This window comes from Streptomyces coelicoflavus, from assembly GCF_003112555.1.
Lineage (GTDB): Bacteria > Actinomycetota > Actinomycetes > Streptomycetales > Streptomycetaceae > Streptomyces > Streptomyces coelicoflavus.
Map to the genome: position 1 here is coordinate 893651 of NZ_BEWB01000002.1, position 20313 is coordinate 913963.

Annotated in this window: 15 protein-coding genes; 8 read left to right on the forward strand and 7 right to left on the reverse strand. The window is 71.7% G+C overall.

Features of this window, described 5'->3' with window-relative positions:
- Positions 1 to 25 precede the first annotated feature (25 nt).
- Positions 26 to 1060 (reverse strand): LacI family DNA-binding transcriptional regulator, encoded by a 1035-nt coding sequence (locus Sco07f_RS04225; RefSeq protein WP_108986982.1) that lies wholly within the window; start codon positions 1058 to 1060, stop codon positions 26 to 28.
- Positions 1061 to 1450: 390 nt separating this feature from the next.
- Here Sco07f_RS04225 and Sco07f_RS04230 point away from each other — a divergent pair, with 390 nt between their 5' ends.
- The 7 genes from Sco07f_RS04230 (at position 1451) to Sco07f_RS04260 (ending at position 13174) form a co-directional block, all read left to right on the forward strand.
- A complete protein-coding gene (locus Sco07f_RS04230; protein ID WP_108986983.1) occupies positions 1451 to 2722 on the forward strand; it encodes an extracellular solute-binding protein in 1272 nt (423 codons plus the stop codon).
- A gap of 114 nt (positions 2723 to 2836) precedes the next feature.
- The gene (locus Sco07f_RS04235) at positions 2837 to 3841 is read left to right on the forward strand and encodes a carbohydrate ABC transporter permease (RefSeq protein ID WP_054102100.1); all 1005 of its coding nucleotides are present in this window, start codon (positions 2837 to 2839) and stop codon (positions 3839 to 3841) included.
- Between the two features lie 13 nt (positions 3842 to 3854).
- Positions 3855 to 4766 (forward strand): sugar ABC transporter permease, encoded by a 912-nt coding sequence (locus Sco07f_RS04240; protein WP_007388382.1) that lies wholly within the window; start codon positions 3855 to 3857, stop codon positions 4764 to 4766.
- Between the two features lie 136 nt (positions 4767 to 4902).
- A complete protein-coding gene (locus Sco07f_RS04245; RefSeq protein WP_087791254.1) occupies positions 4903 to 6585 on the forward strand; it encodes a glycoside hydrolase family 13 protein in 1683 nt (560 codons plus the stop codon).
- A gap of 91 nt (positions 6586 to 6676) precedes the next feature.
- Entirely contained in the window at positions 6677 to 7237 is a 561-nt protein-coding gene (locus tag Sco07f_RS04250) for a GNAT family N-acetyltransferase (protein ID WP_108986984.1), read from the forward strand.
- Between the two features lie 107 nt (positions 7238 to 7344).
- Positions 7345 to 12759 (forward strand): pullulanase-type alpha-1,6-glucosidase, encoded by a 5415-nt coding sequence (gene pulA / locus Sco07f_RS04255; protein ID WP_167468008.1) that lies wholly within the window; start codon positions 7345 to 7347, stop codon positions 12757 to 12759.
- A 55-nt stretch (positions 12760 to 12814) separates the two neighbouring features.
- Positions 12815 to 13174 carry a 5-carboxymethyl-2-hydroxymuconate Delta-isomerase gene (locus Sco07f_RS04260; protein WP_007388378.1) on the forward strand — a complete coding sequence of 120 codons (360 nt, stop codon included), beginning with the start codon at positions 12815 to 12817 and terminating at the stop codon, positions 13172 to 13174.
- Positions 13175 to 13201: 27 nt separating this feature from the next.
- On the opposite strand, the gene Sco07f_RS04265 is transcribed toward Sco07f_RS04260, so the two are convergent.
- The 5 genes from Sco07f_RS04265 to Sco07f_RS04285 form a co-directional block, all read right to left on the reverse strand.
- Positions 13202 to 13654 carry a hypothetical protein gene (locus tag Sco07f_RS04265; protein ID WP_007388387.1) on the reverse strand — a complete coding sequence of 151 codons (453 nt, stop codon included), beginning with the start codon at positions 13652 to 13654 and terminating at the stop codon, positions 13202 to 13204.
- Positions 13651 to 14343 (reverse strand): TetR/AcrR family transcriptional regulator, encoded by a 693-nt coding sequence (locus Sco07f_RS04270; protein ID WP_078581426.1) that lies wholly within the window; start codon positions 14341 to 14343, stop codon positions 13651 to 13653. The genes Sco07f_RS04265 and Sco07f_RS04270 overlap by 4 nt, the downstream gene beginning before the upstream one ends.
- 56 nt (positions 14344 to 14399) lie before the next feature.
- Positions 14400 to 15491, reverse strand: a complete 1092-nt coding sequence (locus tag Sco07f_RS04275) for a PDR/VanB family oxidoreductase (RefSeq protein WP_108986986.1) — start codon at positions 15489 to 15491, stop codon at positions 14400 to 14402.
- Positions 15492 to 15589: 98 nt separating this feature from the next.
- Positions 15590 to 17521, reverse strand: coding sequence for a hypothetical protein (locus Sco07f_RS40340; RefSeq protein ID WP_108986987.1), 1932 nt, complete (start codon positions 17519 to 17521; stop codon positions 15590 to 15592).
- Between the two features lie 61 nt (positions 17522 to 17582).
- The gene (locus Sco07f_RS04285) at positions 17583 to 18095 is read right to left on the reverse strand and encodes a tetratricopeptide repeat protein (RefSeq protein WP_167468009.1); all 513 of its coding nucleotides are present in this window, start codon (positions 18093 to 18095) and stop codon (positions 17583 to 17585) included.
- Between the two features lie 135 nt (positions 18096 to 18230).
- On the opposite strand from Sco07f_RS04285, the gene Sco07f_RS04290 reads away from it, so the two are divergent.
- Positions 18231 to 18668 carry a hypothetical protein gene (locus Sco07f_RS04290; RefSeq protein WP_108986989.1) on the forward strand — a complete coding sequence of 146 codons (438 nt, stop codon included), beginning with the start codon at positions 18231 to 18233 and terminating at the stop codon, positions 18666 to 18668.
- 84 nt (positions 18669 to 18752) lie between these two features.
- Here the strand turns inward: Sco07f_RS04290 and Sco07f_RS04295 are convergent, their stop codons facing one another.
- Positions 18753 to 20249: a DUF1996 domain-containing protein gene (locus Sco07f_RS04295; protein WP_007448868.1), complete on the reverse strand. Its 1497-nt coding sequence runs from the start codon at positions 20247 to 20249 to the stop codon at positions 18753 to 18755.
- Between the last annotated feature and the right edge of the window lie 64 nt (positions 20250 to 20313).

A 20313-nucleotide genomic window follows, 5' to 3' on the forward strand; every position in this document is an offset into this window, starting at 1 on the left:
CACCCGGAGGAGGGCCGGGGCAGGATCAGGGCCGGACGCGCTCGCCGGGCGCCGACGACGTCGAGCCGCGCACCACCAACTCGGGCATGAACACGAACTCGCTGTGGGGGGCGGGTGTCCCGCCGATCTCCTCGAGGAGGGTGCGCACCGCCGCCTGACCCATCGCCGGGACCGGCTTGCGGACCGTGGTCAGCGGCGGGTCGGTGAAGGCGATCAGCGGCGAGTCGTCGAAGCCGACCACCGAGACGTCCTTGGGCACGTCCAGGCCCAGCTGCCGGGCCGCGCGTATCGCGCCCAGCGCCATCATGTCGCTGGCGCAGACCACCGCCGTGCAGTCCCGCCCGATGAGCGCCGAGGCCGCCGCCTGACCGCCCTCCAGGGTGTACAGCGAGTGCTGGACCAGCTCCTTCTCCACGGTCTCGGCGGTCAGGCCCAACTGCTCCTGGACGGTGCGCACGAACCCCTCGATCTTGCGCTGCACCGGCACGAACCGCTTCGGCCCGAGGGCCAGTCCGATCCGGGTGTGGCCGAGCGAGACGAGATGGGTGACCGCGAGGCTCATCGCGGCCCGGTCGTCGGGGGAGATGAACGGCGCCTGCACCTGCGACGAGAAGCCGTCGACGAGGACGAACGGCACGCCCTGCGCGCGCAGCCGCTCGTAGCGCTGCATGTCGGCGGTGGTGTCGGCGTGCAGTCCGGAGACGTAGATGATGCCGGCGACCCCGCGGTCGACCAGCATCTCGGTCAGCTCGTCCTCCGTGGAGCCGCCCGGCGTCTGGGTGGCGAGGACCGGCGTGTAGCCCTGGCGGGTCAGCGCCTGGCCGATGACCTGGGCCAGCGCCGGGAATATCGGGTTCTCCAGCTCCGGGGTGATCAGACCGACCAGGCCCTCGCTGCGCTGCCGCAGCCGCACCGGGCGCTCGTAGCCCAGCACGTCGAGGGCGGCGAGCACGGACTGGCGGGTGGTGGCGGCGACGCCCGGCTTCCCGTTGAGGACGCGGCTGACGGTCGCTTCACTCACTCCCGCCTGGGCGGCGATGTCGGCAAGCCGTGTGGTCACAGGGGTGGACTGTACCTGTCGGCCGCCCCCTTGCACACCGATCGGGCGCCGTGGGCGGCCTGTTGGACGGCCCGCCGGACGGCCCGGCGCGGGCTGCTGCGTCATCGCGCTCCCTCGAGAAAGTGGCGGCAAGAACTTGCAGAGTCTTGCACAACCGGCCCGATACCGCTCGGGCCCCGTAAACAAGCGTCTCATGACGGTCGCCGAGAGGTCACGCCCGGATAACTTCGGAGATCTCTTGCACATTTTTGCTGCAAGACCTTTCGGCGGGCTTTCAACGCTGTTACGTTCACGTCGCCCGACGGCGGCAAGGACGCGGTCGGTGTCGGCAGGAGCGGCGGACGGGCCCGCACCCTGCACCACACGGGCTTTCACCCTCAAGGAGAACTCATGCGGCGTGGCATAGCGGCCACCGCTCTGGTGGCGTCCCTCGCCCTCGCGGCGACGGCGTGCGGCGGGGACGGCGACAGCGACAGCGAGTCGGGCGGACCGGTCACCATCACTTACTGGGACACCTCCAACGCGACCAACGAGGCGCCGACCTACAAGGCCCTGGTCAAGGAGTTCGAGGCCGCCAACAAGGGCGTCAAGGTCAACTTCGTCAACGTGCCCTTCGACCAGGCGCAGAACAAGTTCGACACCGCCGCAGGTTCCAAGGGTGCCCCGGACGTGCTGCGCTCCGAGGTCGGCTGGACGCCCGCCTTCGCCAAGAAGGGCTTCTTCCTGCCGCTGGACGGCACCGAGGCCCTCGCCGAGCAGGACAAGTTCCAGCCCAACCTGATCGAGCAGGCCAAGTACGAGGGCAAGACCTACGGCGTGCCGCTGGTCACCGACACCCTCGCCTTCGTCTACAACAAGGAACTGTTCAAGAAGGCCGGCGTCGAGGTCCCCAAGACCTGGGACGACCTGAAGAAGGCCGCCGCCACCATCAAGGACAAGACCGGCGCCGACGGCTACTGGGCCTCCACGGCCGGCTACTACGCGCAGCCGTTCCTCTACGGCGAGGGCACCGACACGGTCGACGCCGACGCCAAGAAGGTCACCGTCAACTCGCCCGAGGCCAAGAAGGCCTACGGCACCTGGCTGAGCCTCTTCGACGGCAAGGGCCTGCACAAGGCCGACACCACCGCGGACACCTACGCCCACATCCAGGAGGCGTTCGTCAGCGGCAAGGTCGCCTCGATCATCCAGGGCCCGTGGGAGATCACCAACTTCTACAAGGGCTCGGCGTTCAAGGACAAGAACAACCTCGGCATCGCCACCGTCCCGGCCGGCTCCACCGGCAAGGCGGGCGCCCCGACCGGCGGCCACAACCTGTCGGTCTACGCCGGATCGGACAAGGCCCACCAGGAGGCGGCGCTGAAGTTCGTGAAGTTCATGACCTCGGCGAAGTCCCAGGAGGCCGTCGCCCTGAAGAACTCCACGCTGCCGACCCGCGACGACGCCTACACCGACAAGGTCAAGGCCGACCCGGGCATCGCCGGCTTCCAGACGGTCCTGCCCGCCGCGCAGCCGCGCCCGGCGCTGCCCGAGTACAGCTCGCTGTGGACGCCGCTGGACGACGAACTGCCGCAGATCGCCGGCGGCAAGAAGTCCCTGGACGAGGGCCTGGGCGACGCCGAGACCGCGATCGCCAAGCTGGTGCCGGACTTCAGCAAGTGAGCCCGGGTGGCCGCCGGGTCCCCACCGGAGGGGAGGGACCCGGCGGCCACCGGCCGTGCGCCGCACCCCTGATCCTCCGATCCTCCCGATGATCGCTCCCGAAGGTGTCGAACCATGACAGTCGCCATCGACCGCGCGACCGGCAAGCGCCGCGGTGACCGCACCCCGCGGCCCGGCCTCGGCCGGCGTCTGAAAGACGGCTACCAGAAGCACTGGTACGCCTACGCCATGATCGCGCCGGTGGCCGTCGTGATCGGCGTCCTCGTGCTGTACCCGCTGGGCTACGGCCTCTACCTCACCCTCACCGACGCCAACAGCCTCAACAGCGCCCGCACCATCGGCGTCAACGAGATCGAGGCCACCTACAAGTTCGTCGGCCTGGACAACTACGCCGACATCCTGTGGGGCCCGACGGCCTACGACCGCTTCTGGTCGCACTTCATCTGGACCATCGTGTGGACGGCCGTCTGCGTCGGCCTGCACTTCTTCATCGGCCTCGGGCTCGCCCTGCTGCTCAACCAGAAGCTGCGCGGCCGCACCCTCTACCGGCTGATCCTGGTCCTGCCCTGGGCCGTGCCCACCTTCGTCACCGTCTTCGGCTGGCGCTTCATGCTCGCCGACGCGGGCATCGTCAACTCCGCCCTGGACTGGCTGCACCTGCCGACGCCGGCGTGGCTCGAGGACACCTTCTGGCAGCGCTTCTCCGCGATCATGGTCAACACCTGGTGCGGTGTGCCGTTCATGATGGTCTCGCTCCTCGGCGGCCTCCAGTCCATCGACAACAGCCTCTACGAGGCCTCCGAGATGGACGGCGCCAACGCCTGGCAGCGCTTCCGCTACGTCACCCTGCCCGGACTGCGCTCGGTCAGCTCCACGGTCGTGCTGCTCGGCATCATCTGGACCTTCAACCAGTTCGCCGTGATCTTCCTGCTGTTCGGCAACACCGCCCCCGACGCGCAGATCCTCGTCACCTGGGCGTACCAGCTCGGCTTCGGACAGCAGCCGCGCGACTTCGCGCAGTCCGCGGCCTACGGCATCCTGCTGCTGGCCATCCTGATCGTCTTCACCTCCTTCTACCGCCGCTGGCTGAACCGCAATGAGCAGCAGCTCGCGAACTGAGGCAGGAGCCGCCATGAGTACAAGCACCGCGCCCACCAAGGCCCCCGCCGAGCAGGTCACCGCCTCCACCGCACCGCCGCGCAAGGTGCGCCGCCGCGGCGAACGCAGCCGCGCCGCGTCCCTCGCCTCGCACGGCGTCCTGACCCTCGCGAGCCTCGTCGCGCTCTTCCCGGTGGCCTGGCTGGTCTTCCTCTCCCTCGGCCCGGACAAGAACGACTACCTGCACCCCGGCCGCATCTGGTCGAAGATGACCTTCGACAACTACGCGTTCGTGCTCCAGGACACCAACTTCTTCGACTGGCTGAAGAGTTCGCTGCTCGTCTCGCTGGGCACCACCGTCATCGGCGTGCTGGTCGCCGCGACGACCGGCTACGCGGTCTCGCGGATGCGCTTCCCCGGCTACCGGAAGCTCATGTGGGTCCTGCTGGTCACGCAGATGTTCCCCATCGCCGTCCTGATCGTGCCGATGTACCAGCTCCTGTCGAAGCTCCAGCTCATCGACAGCTACCTGGGCCTGATCCTCGTCTACTGCTCGACCGCGGTGCCGTACTGCGCCTGGCTGCTCAAGGGCTACTTCGACACCATCCCGTTCGAGATCGACGAGGCGGGGCGGGTGGACGGGCTGAGCCCGTTCGGCACCTTCTTCCGGCTGATCCTGCCGCTGGCCCGGCCGGGCCTCGCGGTCGCCGGCTTCTACAGCTTCATCACCGCGTTCGGCGAGGTCGCCTTCGCCTCGACGTTCATGCTGAGCGACACGAAGTACACCTTCGCCGTCGGACTGCAGAGCTTCGTCAGCGAGCACGACGCGCAGCGCAACCTGATGGCGGCCACCGCCGTGCTCGTCGCGATACCCGTCTCCGCGTTCTTCTACCTCGTGCAGAAGAACCTGGTGACCGGCCTCACCGCGGGCGGCACGAAGGGCTGACCGCCCGCCCCGGAAAACGTCCGGCCGCGGTGCCCATCCGACCCCGCTGCACCGCGGCCGGCCGCCCCTTCCGCCACCGACGCCCCGACTCCGTTCCGCTCCGTTTCGCTTCGTTTCGCTACGTACCAAGGACGACATGAGCCAGCAGCCTTCCGCCGCACCGGCCCCCACCTCCGCCGTCGCCACCGTCTCCGAGCGCCACGACTGGTGGCGGGACGCGGTCATCTACCAGGTGTACCCGCGCAGCTTCGCCGACAGCAACGGCGACGGCATGGGCGACCTGGAGGGTGCCCGCACCCGCCTGCCGTACCTGTGCGACCTGGGCGTGGACGCCGTGTGGCTCAGCCCCTTCTACGCCTCCCCGCAGGCCGACGCCGGCTACGACGTCGCCGACTACCGGGCCGTCGACCCCATGTTCGGCACCCTCCTGGACGCCGACGCGCTGATCCGCGACGCCCACGCGCTGGGCCTGCGCATCATCGTCGACCTGGTGCCGAACCACTCCTCCGACCAGTACGAGTGGTTCAAGCGCGCCCTCGCCGAGGGCCCCGGCTCCCCCTCCCGGGACCGCTACCACTTCCGCCCCGGCAAGGGGAAGAACGGCGAACTGCCCCCCAACGACTGGGAGTCCGTCTTCGGCGGCCCCGCCTGGACCCGGGTCACCGAGCCCGACGGCACGCCGGGGGAGTGGTACCTGCACCTCTTCGCCCCCGAGCAGCCCGACTTCAACTGGGAGCACCCGGCCGTCGGCGACGAGTTCCGCTCCATCCTGCGGTTCTGGCTGGACATGGGCGTGGACGGCTTCCGCATCGACGTCGCCCACGGCATGGTCAAGGCGGAGGGCCTGCCCGACCTCGGATCCCACGAGCAGTTGAAGCTGCTGGGCAACGATGTCATGCCGTTCTTCGACCAGGACGGCGTGCACGCCATCTACCGCCAGTGGCGGCGCATCCTCGACGAGTACTCCGGCGAGCGCATCTTCGTCGCCGAGGCCTGGACCCCGACCGTCGAGCGCACCGCCAACTACGTCCGCCCCGACGAGCTGCACCAGGCGTTCAACTTCCAGTACCTGGGCACCCACTGGGACGCCGAGGAGCTGCGCACGGTCATCGACCGGACGCTCGACGCCATGCGGCCCGTCGGCGCCCCCGCCACCTGGGTCCTCTCCAACCACGACGTCACCCGGCACGCCACCCGCTTCGCCAACCCGGCGGGCCTCGGCACCCAGATCCGCCTGGCCGGCGACCGCGCACTGGGCCTGCGCCGCGCCCGCGCCGCCACCCTCCTCATGCTGGCCCTGCCCGGCTCGGCCTACGTCTACCAGGGCGAGGAACTGGGCCTCCCGGACGTCGTCGACCTGCCCGACGAGGTCCGCCAGGACCCGGCCTACTTCCGGGGCGCGGGCCAGGACGGCTTCCGCGACGGCTGCCGCGTCCCGATCCCGTGGACCCGCGAGGGCTCCTCGTACGGCTTCGGCGACGGCGGCAGCTGGCTGCCGCAGCCGGCGGGCTGGGGCGAGCTGAGCGTCGAGGCGCAGACCGGTACACCGGGCTCCACCCTGGAGCTGTACCGCGAGGCCCTGGCCGTCCGCCGCGCCACCGCCGACCTCGGCGCGGGCGACGCGGTGGAGTGGCTGCGCGCCCCCGAGGGCGTCGTCGCCTTCCGGCGCGGCGACTTCGTGTGCGTCGCCAACACCACCGGCGAGTCGGTCGCGATGCCCGCGTACGGGCGCGTCCTGCTGGCCAGCGGTGAGATCACCGAGGCGGCCGGCGAGGCGAAGGTGCCGGCGGACACGACGGTGTGGTGGACCCGCGCCTGACGCTCCCCCGCCCGCCCCGCCCAAGGGCCCGCCACTCGCCGGACGAGGAAGTGGCGGGCCCTCGGCGACCGGTGTGCGGTAGACACACCCCATGTCCGAGACGTACTCCTGGCCGGTCGCCGCCCCGTTGCGGGGAGCCCGACTGCGGCTGGAACCCCTGACGGTCGCACACGCCCGCGAAGCGGTGGACTTCCTCGACGACGTCCGCCTGCACCGGTGGATCGGCGGTTCGCCGCCCACCCGCGAGGAGTTGCGGCGGCGCTATCGACGGCAGGCCGTGGGCCACTCGCCCGACGGCCGGCAGGGCTGGCTGAACTGGATGCTGCGCCGGCACACCGACGGCAGGCTGGTCGGCACCGTGCAGGCAACGCTCCACCGGACCGGCCCCGACCGGGTCGAGGCCGAGCTGGCCTGGGTCGTCGGTCACGACTTCCAGGGCGAGGGCTACGGCAAGGAGGCCGCCGCCGTCATGGCGCTGTGGCTGCGCGAGTGGGGAGTGGCGCGATTCGTGGCCCATGTGCACCCGGATCACCGGGCATCGGCCGGGATCGCCCGGTCGCTGGGCATGGAACCGAGCGAAGAGGTGCACGACGACGAGGAGTTGTGGACCACCGCCCCGGACGCCGAGCGGCAGCACGACCGACGGTCGTGAAAGTTCTTGCCGATACTTTCACGGGCCTTGCCGCAAGACTTGCGACAGCGCTACGGTCTCGCCGGGGTCGGACCCGAACGAGCCGTACTCGCAAGGAGCTCACGCCTGTGATACCGAGATGGCCGGTGCCTGTCGCGCGCCGTACCGCACGAGTGAGACGGGTCGCGGCCGTCACCGTGACCGCGCTCGCCGCCGCTCTGCTTCCCCCGCTCGCCGCGCGGGCCGACGCCCCGCCCGCGCCCCCGTCCGACGCGAAGCTGGCGAAGACCGCCGCACGCCACGACCTGACGCGTGAGCAGTTCTACTTCGTCCTGCCGGACCGTTTCGCCAACGGGGACACCCGCAACGACAAGGGCGGCCTGACCGGCACCCGGCTCACCACCGGCTACGACCCCACCGACAAGGGCTTCTACCAGGGCGGCGACCTCAAGGGCCTGACCGAGAAGCTCGACTACATCAAGGGGCTGGGCACCACCTCCATCTGGATGGCGCCCATCTTCAAGAACCAGCCCGTCCAGGGCACCGGCAAGGACGCCTCGGCCGGCTACCACGGGTACTGGATCACCGACTTCACCCAGGTCGACCCGCACTTCGGCACCAACCAGGACCTGAAGAACCTCATCTCCAAGGCCCATGCCAAGGGAATGAAGGTCTTCTTCGACGTCATCACCAACCACACCGCCGACGTCGTCGACTACGAGGAGAAGTCCTACGACTACCTCTCCAAGGGCGCCTTCCCCTACCTGACCAAGGACGGAAAGCCCTTCGACGACGCCGACTACGCGGACGGCGAGCGCCGCTTCCCCCGCGTGGACGCCGGCTCCTTCCCGCGCACCCCGACGGTCCCGGCCGCGAAGAAGAAGCTCAAGGTGCCGTCCTGGCTCAACGACCCGGCGATGTACCACAACCGGGGCGACTCCACCTGGGCCGGCGAGTCGGCCACCTACGGCGACTTCTCCGGCCTCGACGACCTGTGGACCGAACGTCCCGAGGTCGTCGGCGGCATGGAGAAGATCTACCAGCGGTGGGTGAAGGACTTCGCCATCGACGGCTTCCGGATCGACACCGTGAAGCACGTCAACATGGAGTTCTGGACCCAGTGGGCGACCGCGCTGGACGCCTACGCCGCCAAGAAGGGCCGCGACGACTTCTTCATGTTCGGCGAGGTCTACTCCGCCGACACCTCCGTCACCGCGCCCTACGTCACCCAGGGCCGCCTGGACTCCACCCTGGACTTCCCCTTCCAGGACGCGGCCCGCGCCTACGCCTCCCAGGGCGGCAGCGCGCAGAAGCTCGCCTCCGTCTTCGGCGACGACTACAAGTACACGACCGACAAGGCCAACGCGTACGAGCAGGTCACCTTCCTCGGCAACCACGACATGGGCCGCATCGGGACCTTCCTGAAGCAGGACGACCCCGAGGCCACCGACGCCGAACTGCTGAAGAAGGACAAGCTCGCCAACGAGCTGATGTTCCTCAGCCGCGGCAACCCGGTGATCTACTACGGCGACGAGCAGGGCTTCACCGGCGCCGGCGGCGACAAGGACGCCCGCCAGCCGATGTTCGCCTCCCGCACCGCCGACTACCTCGACGACGACCAGCTCGGCACCGACCGCACCCACGCCGAGGCCGCCTACGACACGAGCGCCCCGCTCTACCGGCAGATCAGCGCCCTCGCCGAGCTGCGCAGGGCCAACCCGGCCCTCGCCGACGGCGTCCAGACCGAGCGCTACGCCGCCGACGGCGCCGGGATCTACGCCTTCTCCCGCACCGACGCGAAGACCGGCACCGAGTACGTCGTCGCCTTCAACAACGCGGACGCCGCGAAGTCGGCCACCTTCGCCACCGGCTCGGCGCACATGACCTTCCGCGGCGTCTACGGCACCGACGACACCGTGAAGTCGGGCGCCGACAAGAAGGTCACCGTCACCGTCCCGGCCCGGTCGGCCGTCGTCCTCAAGGCCGCGGGGCGGCTCGCCGCGCCCGCCGCCGAGCCGACGATCACCCTCCGCGCCCCGGACCCCGGCGCCACCGGCACCGTCGAGCTGAGCGCCGACGTCGCGGGCGGACAGCTCAACCGCGTCGTCTTCGCCGCCCAGACCGGCGACGGCAAGTGGCGCACCCTCGGCACCGCCGACCACGCCCCCTACAAGGTCACCCACACCGTCGACGCGGACACCCCCGCCGGTACGGCCCTGCGCTACAAGGCGGTCGTCGTCGACTCGGCCGGCCGCACCGCGAGCGCCACGGCCGCCTCCAGCACCGGCACCCCGCCGGCCGAGGAGGTGCCCACCGCCGCCTCCCGGGACTACGCAGTCGTGCACTACAAGCGCGCGGACGGGAGCTACGACGACTGGGGCCTGTACGCCTGGGGCGACCTCGCCGACGGCGAGGCGACCACCTGGCCCGAGACCCACCCCTTCACCGGCCGCGACGCCTACGGCGCCTTCGCCCACGTCAAGCTCAAGCCCGGCGCGTCGAACGTCGGCTTCCTCGTCATCGACAAGGACGGCAACAAGGACGTCGCCGCCGACCGCACCATCGACGTCACCGAGACCGGCGAGGTGTGGATCGAGCAGGGCAAGGAGCAGGTCGCCACGGAGCGGCCCGAGTACCCGGCCCAGGACACCACCAAGGCCGTACTGCACTACAAGCGCGCCGACGGCAACTACGACGGCTGGGGCCTGCACGTCTGGGGCGACGCCGCGAACCCCACCGACTGGGCGAAGCCGCTCCAGCCGGTCGGGACCGACCCCTACGGCGCGGTCTTCGAGGTGCCCCTCACCGAGGGCGCGAGCAGCCTCAGCTACATCGTCCACAAGGGCGACGAGAAGGACCTGCCCACCGACCAGGCCCTCGACCTCAAGGCCGACGGCCACGAGGTGTGGCTGCTGAGCGGCCAGGAGGAGTACCTGCTGCCGCAGCCCGCGGGCTCGGCGGCGGCCGTCGACCTCACCACCTCCAAGGCGGTGTGGATCGACCGGAACACCGTCGCCTGGAACGGCTCCGACGGCGCCGCCTCCACCCAGCTGCTCGCCTCCCGCACCGGCTCCGTCGCCGCCGAGGACGGCCGGCTCACCGGCGACGACCAGCAGTGGCTCCGCCTCACGAAGAGCGCCCTCACCGACGCCCAGAAGGCGAAGTTCCCGCACCTGAAGGAGTACACCGCCTGGTCCGTCGACCCGCGCGACCGCGACCGGGTCCGCGAGGCCCTGCGCGGCCAGGTCGTCGCCTCCCAGCGCACCGCCACCGGCGCCCTGCTCGCGGCGACGGGCGTACAGACCGCGGGCGCCCTGGACGATCTGTACGCGGACCGGGCGACCGGGGCCGACCTCGGTCCGGTCTTCCACCACGGCAGGCCCACCCTGTCCGTGTGGGCGCCGACCGCGCAGGACGTGAAGCTGGAGATCGGCGACCGCACGGTGCGGATGCGCCGGAACGACGCCTCCGGCGTCTGGTCCGTCACCGGTCCCAAGTCCTGGAAGGGCAAGGCCTACCGGTACGCGGTGAAGGTCTGGGCGCCCACCGCGGGCGAGGTCGTCACCAACAAGGTCACCGACCCGTACTCCCTCGCCCTGACCACCGACTCCGAGCGCAGCCTCGTCGTCGACCTGGACGACCGCTCCCTCGCCCCGCGCGGCTGGGAGCACTACCGCAAGCCCGAGGCCGTCCCGCTGCGGGACGCGCAGATCCAGGAGCTGCACATCCGCGACTTCTCCGTCGCCGACCCGACGGCGGACGCGGACCACCGGGGCACCTACCTCGCCTTCACCGACGAGAAGAGCGACGGCTCCAAGCACCTGCGCGAGCTGGCCGAGGCCGGCACCTCCTACGTGCACCTGCTGCCCGCCTTCGACATCGCCACCATCCCCGAGAAGAAGTCCGAGCAGACGGTGCCCGACTGCGACCTCGCCGCCTACCCGGCCGACTCCGACAAGCAGCAGGAGTGCGTGACGAAGGCCGCCGCCAAGGACGCCTTCAACTGGGGCTACGACCCGTACCACTACACGGTCCCCGAGGGCTCCTACGCCACCGACCCGGACGGCACCGGGCGCACCGTCGAGTTCCGCAAGATGGTCAAGGCCCTCAACGACGACGGCCTGCGCGTCGTCATGGACGTCGTCTACAACCACACGGCCGCGAGCGGCCAGGCGAAGACCAGCGTCCTCGACCGCATCGTGCCCGGCTACTACCAGCGGCTGCTCGCCGACGGATCGGTCGCCAACAGCACCTGCTGCTCCAACACCGCCACCGAGAACGCCATGATGGGCAAGCTCGTCGTCGACTCGGTCGTCACCTGGGCCAAGGAGTACAAGGTCGACGGCTTCCGCTTCGACCTCATGGGCCACCATCCCAAGGCCAACATCCTCGCGGTCCGCAAGGCGCTGGACGAGCTGACGCTCAAGAAGGACGGCGTCGACGGCAAGAAGATCATCCTGTACGGCGAGGGCTGGAACTTCGGCGAGGTCGCCGACGACGCCCGCTTCGTCCAGGCCACCCAGAAGAACATGGCCGGCACCGGCATCGCCACCTTCTCCGACCGGGCCCGCGACGCCGTGCGCGGCGGCGGCCCCTTCGACGAGGACCCCGGCGTCCAGGGCTTCGCCTCCGGCCTCTACACCGACCCCAACTCCTCGAAGGCCAACGGCACCGAGGCCGAGCAGAAGGCCCGCCTCCTGCACTACCAGGACCTGATCAAGGTCGGCCTGACCGGCAACCTCGCCGACTACGCCTTCACCGACACCGACGGCAAGGAGGTCAAGGGCTCCGAGGTCGACTACAACGGCGCCCCCGCCGGATACGCGGCGGCACCCGGCGACGCCCTCGCCTACGCCGACGCCCACGACAACGAGTCCCTCTTCGACGCGCTCGCCTTCAAGCTGCCCAAGGACACCTCCGCCGACGACCGGGCCCGCATGCAGGTCCTCGCCATGGCGACCGCCACCCTCTCGCAGGGCCCGGCGCTCTCCCAGGCGGGCACCGACCTGCTGCGCTCCAAGTCGCTGGACCGCAACTCCTACGACAGCGGCGACTGGTTCAACGCCCTGCACTGGAACTGCGCCGACGGCAACGGCTTCGGCCGGGGACTGCCGCCGGCCGCCGACAACCAGGACAAGTGGCCCTACGCCAAGCCCCTGCTGGACACCGTGCGGGTCGGCTGCCCGCAGATCAACGGCGCCTCGGCGGCGTACCGGGACCTGCTGAGGATCCGCAGCGGCGAGAAGGACTTCTCCCTCGCCACGACCGCGCAGGTGCAGTCCCAGCTCTCCTTCCCGCTCTCCGGCGAGGACGAGACACCCGGGGTGATCACCATGAGCCTCGGCGACCTCGTCGTCGTCTTCAACGCCACGCCCGAGAAGCAGGAACAGCGCGTCGGCGCGGCGGCCGGGACCGGCTACCGCCTGCACCCGGTGCAGGCGGCGGGCGCGGACCCGGTGGTGAAGGAGTCGGCGTACGCGGCGAAGACCGGCACGTTCACCGTGCCGGCCCGTACGGTCGCCGTCTTCCAGCGGGCCGGCTGACGGCGGGAGGTCTGCGGTTAGGGTGAGCCCTGCTGTTCACGCAACGGGAGGGCTCATGCCGCAGATCACCGTCGACTACTCCGAGCGGCTCGCCGGCGACTTCGACCGGCCCGCCTTCGCGCGGGCCCTGCACGAGGCCGTCGTCGAGATCGCGGCCGCGAAGCCGCCGGCCTGCAAGACGCAGTTCCGCCGCACCGAGGACACCGTGGTCGGCCCCGACACCGAGGGGCACGCCGTCGTGCACGTCACGCTCGGGCTGCTCGCGGGCCGCACCGACGCGACCAAGGTGCGGCTGACCGAGGCCGTCCTGGAACTGCTGCGCCAGTACGCCAAGCCGGGCGACGGCCTCGCCCTGCACGCCTCCGCCGAGGTCCGCGACCTGGACCCGTCGTACCGGAAGTTCGAGACCGAGTAGGAGGTCCCGCCGGACGGGCGCCGCGCCTCAGGGCAGGTCGCGGCGGCCCAGCCAGGCGGGCCGTACCGGCACCCCGTCCGCGTCCAGCCCGGACTCCCGGGCCTCGGCGGGGGCGGGCGGGGCCGCCCCGGCCACCGGCTCCGGGGCCGCGTCGGCCTCGGGCTCCGGCTCCGGCTCCGGCTCGGGGATTCGCGGGGCCGCCGAGTCCTCCAGCAGTTCCGCCACCGTGAACCGGGTGACGAAGGACTGCCAGGCGCCGTCCACGACGAGCAGGAATCCGTCCCCGACCCGCAGCAGGCGACGGCGCCGGGGGCTGAGGGGGTGGGTGGGGGAGTAGCTCCGCGCCCGCCGTTCCAGCTCCGCCAGCGCCTCCTGGCGGGACCCCGTGACGTGCCCGACGACCTGGGCCTCCGTGTGCTTGCGCTCCCCGGTGCCCACGGTCGTCTCCACCACCAGGCCCCACGCCGGTACGGCGCTCACCGGGCCGTCAGGGTGACGAGCCGGGCGGCCAGGTCCGCGAAGGGGCCGTCGGCCGGCTCGTCCGCGACGACACGGCGCACGAGGGCGCCCATCTCCTCGTCGTAGGCGGCGCTCACCGCCAGCAGCGCGGCGAAGTCGTGCACGAGCTGCCTCTCCAGCTCGGCGCGCGGAACGCGACGGCCGTCCAGCCAGATCAGCGCCGTCGACTCGGCGAGCGAGACCCAGGAGCGGACCACCAGTTCCAGACGCGCGGGCGGCTCGGTGACGTCCAGGTGCGACAGGATCTGGACATACGCGGCCTGCCGTACGGAGTCCACGAGCGCGTTGGTCGTCGACGAGCCGACGGCCGGACCGCCGCGCATCAGGGCCGAGAAACCCGGGCCGTGCTCGTCCACGAAGTCGAAGTAGCGGCCCATCACACGCAGCAGCCGCGCCCCCAGCGGGCCCTGGCGCGGCTCCGCGAACCGGGCCGCCAGATCGCCCGCGGCCCGCTGCAACGCGGCCTCGTACAGGCTGAGTTTGCCGGGGAAGTAGTGGTAGACCAGCGGGCGCGAGATACCGGCGGCCGACGCTATCTCGTCGATGGAGACCTCGTCGGGCGAGCGGCGGCTGAACAGATCGAGCGCGACGCCGATCAACTGCTGCCGCCGCTCCTCGACGCCCATTCTGCGGCGTACCCCGGTAGTCATACGAACACCTTACCGATCGAATCCGGCCCTGAACGGGCCGGACCGGGCATCGGCGTTCACATGTCGAGCACCAGCCGGGTACCGCGGCACCGGGACACGCAGATGAGCATCGAGTCGCCGCGTTCCGAGTCGGTCAGCAGGTCGTCCCGGTGGTCGATCTCGCCCTCCAGCACCGTCTGCTGGCAGGTCCCGCACCAGCCCTGCTCGCACGAGTACGGGGTGTTCGGCAGCTCGGCGCGCACGGCGGCCAGCACCGAGGAGTCGCCGGGCACGGTCAGCGTGCGCCCGCTGCGGTGCAGCTCGACCTCGAACTCCCCGTCGCCGTCGGCCGTCGTGCGCGGCGCGAACCGCTCCAGGTGCAGTGCGGCGCCGTCGGGGAGGTGCTCCGCCACGGCCGTCATCAGGCCCTCCGGGCCACAGCAGTACACGGCTGCCCCCTCCGGCAGGCCCGCCAGGAAGGCGCCGGGATCGGGCCGCCCGTCCTCGTCCTCGGCGACGACGGTGACCCTCCCGCCGTCCGCGTCCAGCTTCTCGATCTCCTCCAGGAACGGCATCGACGCGCGCGTCCGCCCGCCGTACAGCAGCCGCCACTCCGCGCCCTCCGGCAGCGCCCGCAGCATGGGCAGCACGGGCGTGATGCCGATGCCGCCGGCGACGAACGCGTAGGAGGGGGCATCGACCAGCGGGAAGCGGTTGCGCGGGCCGCGCACCTCCAGCTCCGTGCCCTCCTGCACCTGCTCGTGCAGCTCGCGCGAGCCGCCCCGCCCGTCCTCGACGAGCCGCGCGGCCACCGTGTACGACGAGGTGTCCTCCGGGTCGCCGCACAGCGAGTACTGCCGTACCAGGCCCGACGGCAGCACCAGGTCCAGGTGCGCGCCCGGCTCCCAGGACGGCAGGCCGGTCCCCTCGAGGCGCAGCAGCACCACCCCGTCGGCCAGCCGCTCGTGCGCGGTCACCAGCAGCGTCAGCGCGCGGGGACGGGACGGACCGGAGGCGGACGGGCGCGGGACGGACCTCGTCCGGGGCGGCGAGCCCGACGTCCGGCGCCGCACCGCGCCCGCGCCCACGACGAGCGCGGCGCCGGCCGCGAAGAGCAGGGTCGTCGGCTTCCGCAGCCGTGCCATGAGCGGGACAGGCTTGTTAGACATGGCGTCAATGTACTGAGCGGTAAGTCCGCGGGGAACCCTTCCGCCGATACTTGTTGACGCCGATGTCAGCAAGGATGCCCGGGTGCGGTGGACGGTGGCTAGCGCAGTCCGCCGATCGTCCGCCCGTCGTCCAGCGTGCCCTTCAGCTCGGCCCGGGCGCCCTGTTCGGCCTTCGCCGTCAGCAGGTTCCCGTCGGCGGAGTCGCTGATACCGCCGGTGGCCTCGATCGACGTCGTGCCCCGGCTGCCCGCGGCCAGCAGGTACCAGTGCCCGCCCTGCGACTTCCACAGCACCCCGGCCAGCACGTGCGGGTCCCGCTCGCCGCAGGCCGGCACGTCCTGCGCCTTCGCCGCCACCGCGCCCTGCGCCCCGCCCGGCGTCCGGAACTGCGCCAGCACCCGGGCTCCTCCACCGCGCCAGGTCTCGGCGCGGGTGCACACCCAGTCCCCCGACCCCGTCCCGTCGGGCAGCGGCTGCGCCGCGAACTCCCAGGCGTTCACCGACCGGACCCCCTGCCCGCGCACCGCGCCCAGCGAACAGGCGTACGGCGCCCAGTCGTCCAGGGCCTTCGCGCCCGAGGCGTCCTTCGCGGAACCGGGGCGCCCGGTGGTCAGGCGGGCCGGCACCAGCTCGCCCAGGTCGGTCACCACCCGGGTGTCCGAACCGTCGGTCAGCTCCAGCACGTTCCACGACGTGCACGCGCCGGACTGCTGCTGCACGGGGCTGGCCAGCGGGGACGTCACACCGTCGGTGAGCGTCAGCTCCCTGGGACCGGAGTCCGGCTCGACCAGATCGCGCGCGGCCACCTCCGTCACCCACGGGGCCGTCAGATAGCGGACGTTCGCGTCGGCCCGGCCCAGGACCACCGCGGTCGCCGTGGCCCGGCCGGCCCCGTCGGTCCGCGCGAAGTCCAGGGCCGCACCGGCGGAACCGTCCTTCGGCTCGGCGTACCGGACGAGGCGCAGACCGTCGTGCAGGATCACCACCCGCGCGTTGTCCACGGTGCCCGCGTACAGCAGCTGGGGCGGACCGGCCGGACCGCCGGTCTGGGTGCCCGGCGTCGCGGACACTCCCACGCTCTCGCCGGGCCGGGCCCAGACGGCCAGGGCACGGCGCAGCAGCTCCTCGTCGCCGGTGAGGTCGCCGCGCGCCGGCCACACCGAGAAGTCGGTGCGCGCGGACGTCTCCCACGCGGCGGGCGCGACCCTGCCGAGCTTGCCGGGGTCGAGGGCCGCCTCGGCCGCCGGGTTCCGCGCGTAGGGCGGGGCGGCGGCACCGTCGGGCCCCCAGCCGTCCCCGGGCAGGCCGAGCAGCGCCGCGCACACCACCAGCGCCGCCCCGGCGACCAGCGCGGCCCTCGTGTGCTGCCGCCGGCGCAGCAGATCGGTCGGCCTGGCCTGCAACGAGCAGGGGTCGAACTCGGGGGAGTCCAGCAGCCCGTACTGCCCCGGCACCCCGTCGGCCTCCCGCAGCGCGGCGTCCGCGTCACGGACGCCCGCGGCACGCAGCACCTGGCGCACCCCGTCCTCGGACAGCCGCTCCAGACCGCGCAGCGCGTACGCCGCCCGGCCCGGCGCGGAGAGCGCGGCCAGCCGCTGGTCCAGGGCCAGTTCGTCGGCGCCGCCCGAGCGCGGGAAGAGCTTGAGCCCCCGTACCTGCGGCAGCAGCGGCGGCAGCTGGGACCGCCGGGGCCACGCCCGCCGCCGCAGCGGAAGCCCCGCTTCCAGCGCCGTACGCACCACCCGCAGCCGGACCAGCGCGTACCCGGGGTCGACCGGGCGGCCGGTGGACTGGGCCGGGATCACCGGGGTCGTCGTCCGGTTCCGGGGCAGGGCGCGCTGGGCCAGGGCGTGCGCGGTCAGGACACGGCGGCCCCGGCCCAGGCCCGGCGGCAGCACCAGGTAGGCCAGCCGGGCCAGGCGCGGATAGTGCTCGACGAGCGCCGCCTCGGCCTGCTCGACGTCGACGACCGGGTCGGCCGAGGGAGCGGAGGACGGTGCGGGGCGCGGGGCGACATCCTGTGGCTGCACGTTCAGCAGAACGAGCGAACGGGGCGATGGTCACCGTCCGGCCGCGCCGGGCGAGGGCGCGCTACTCCTCCTCCGGCTCCACCAGGAGCCGCGCGTAGTTGGCCATCGACCGCTGGTAGCGGGGGAGATGGGGCGCCAGCGCGCCGAGTACCAGGGACAGGCCCTCGCGGTCGCGGCCCATGCTCGACAGGCAGAGCGCGAGGCACGCGCGCACGGCGTCGTCCAACTCGTCCGACGGTGCCAGCAGTTCCGGCGAGAGCAGCTTCACGCCCTCCTCCGGGTGCCCGGTGTTGCGCAGGGAGCTGGAGAGCTGGATCTTCGCCCGGCGCCCCTTGTACTGGCTGACCTCGCCGAGCCCGCCCGCCAGTGCCTCCCGGTACAGCGGCACGGCCCGGTCGGAGTGGCCCGTGGAGTCCCAGGCGCAGGCCCGCTCGAACAGGCCGCGGGGGTCGCCCGCGGGCAACTCGTCGGCGAGGGCGTCGACCACCGCCCGGAAGCCGGCGGCGTCCTCCTCGGCGTAGTCGTCGAACGCCGCCCAGGCGGCCGTCACGCGCTCTTCCCAGTCCTGTTCCACCACGCCACTCTCGCACGGCCCCGGCACAAGGGCACCAGCGTTGCTGAGTACTTCGCCTCCGGCAGCCGTACCGATGGCGAGAGCCCCTCGCGGGGGCTCCGTGCGGCATGTCGCACCAGCGGACCGGAGGAACACATGAGGCTGACCCGACCACTGCTCGCGCCGGCCGCCCTGGCGGCGGTCCTGGCGCTGACGGGCTGCGGCGCCGGCGGGGACGGCGGGGCAGCCGTCCCCGAGACGGCGACCGGCAGCCTGGAACACCTGGCCGCCGAGGCCGAGTGCGCCCCGAACATGCAGACCGACGCCGACACCATCCGCCAGGCCCTCTGCCGCGAGGGCGACGAGAAATACGTCCTCGCCACCTTCGCCACCGACCGCGGCCAGCGCGAGTGGATCAACACCGCCAAGGACTACGGCGGCTACTACCTCGTCGGCCGCAAATGGGTCGCCGTCGGCCACGAGGACGTGGTGGCCGGCCTGCGCGGCCGGCTCGGCGGGACCCTGGAACAGGGCGTCCAGCACGGCGGCGGGCACCCGGCCGGGCACGGCGAGCACGCCGGACACGGCGGCTGACCGGACGCACGGGAACACCAGGAGGGCCGGTGACGGATCCGATCTCCGTCACCGGCCCTCTCCCGGCTCAACGACCCCCCGTCGCTACTGGCAGTCCTCGCCGCGGTTGATGCAGTCGACCACCTCGTTCATCAGGTCCTCGTCCATGACGTTGATGAAGTCGTTGTGATCGGTGATCGGCTTGTGCAACTGCTCCGGGAAGCTGTCCACCGCGTAAGGGTTCTGCACCTGGCCGTTCTCGACGGTCGGGGTGGGGATGTCGTACGCGAGGCGGATCTGGAGCTGGGGGACGGCCTGGAAGCCGTTCGGGCAGCTGCCGTCCTCCTGGACGAACGCCATGTGGTCCCGGTGGTTGGCGCTGTCGATGTTCTGGCCGTCCCAGCAGCTCTGGAAGTTGGTCGTCCGCAGCACCTGGCTGCCGTCGGGGCACAGCGGGTACTTGTCCGTCACCTGCCGGTCCTCGAAGCCCGAGCAGCTCCACGAGGTGTTGGCGTTGGCGTCGCCGTTGGTGAAGGACTTGGCGTCACCGGTGATGATCCGCAGGAACTTCGGCATCGCGACCACGTCGCCCTGCCGGCTGCCGACGAACTGGATCCGGGCCTCGGCGGGCTTGAGGATCTTGCCGATGTTGCCCTCGGCGCCACCGCCCTGGTCGTTCGCGTCGAACTCCTGCGTACCGTCCTGGAGGCGCAGCACCGGCCAGTAGTACGTGGACTTGTCGCCCTGGTTCTGGCAGGAGGTGTCCGCGTTCGCCAGGTCCTCGTCGCTGGAGAAGGCGTCGTTGTCCTGGTTGCCGACGTAGTCGTGCGTGTGGTGCGCGCCGTTGTCGACACCCGGGGCGGCGATCAGGTTGTCGCTGTTGAACAGGTTGTTCTCGTTGACGCCGCAGTCGGTGGTGAAGGTGCCGGTGGAGCCGCCGTCGCCGTCGGCGGCCAGGCCGTTGCGGCTGTCGCGGGTGTTCGGCCGGACGTCGTTGATGTCGACGAAGTCCTCGGCGACCGGGCCCGCGACACCGTTGCCGTTGTCGTCGCCGCCGTCGCCGTCGCCGCCCTGGTTCTGGCCGTCGTCCATCTGGCCGTCGCCGTTCTGGCCGTCGCCGTTCTGCATCTGGTCCGCGGGGCGGCCCTGGCACGCGGCCAGCTCGTCCAGGTTGTCGTCGGCCTTGCCGCCGGCCCGGTTGATCTCCAGCTGGATCCGGTCGATGATCGCCTTCCGCCGGTCCTTGAGCGGGCCGAGGATGGAGTTCTGCACGAACTGCGCGTCACCCGCCTGCGCCCGCCGTGTGGTGGCCAGGCGCTGGTAGGCGTTGGTGATCTGGCTGTCCATCGTGGCCAGTTCGCCGTCCACCTCCCCGCGCGCCCGGTCCGGCACGTCCCGGATCTGCTGACCGACGTCGGGGCAGTCGATCGTCGCCACCTGCGCGGCGGCCGACCGGGTCCGGTTGTGGCCCGAATGATCCTCGTGCGCCGAAGCGTAGAAGTTGGCCCAGACCAGCCCGCCCCCGCCGACCGTCAGGGCCGCCGCCCCGGCAACGATCTTGGTGGCCAGCGGCATACGGCGTTTTCTCGTGTTGCGTCCCATGGAACTCCTCTGAACTTCCTTGCGGAGGCATCGCTTGCGGGGCATCGAGGGCGCCCGACAGGGG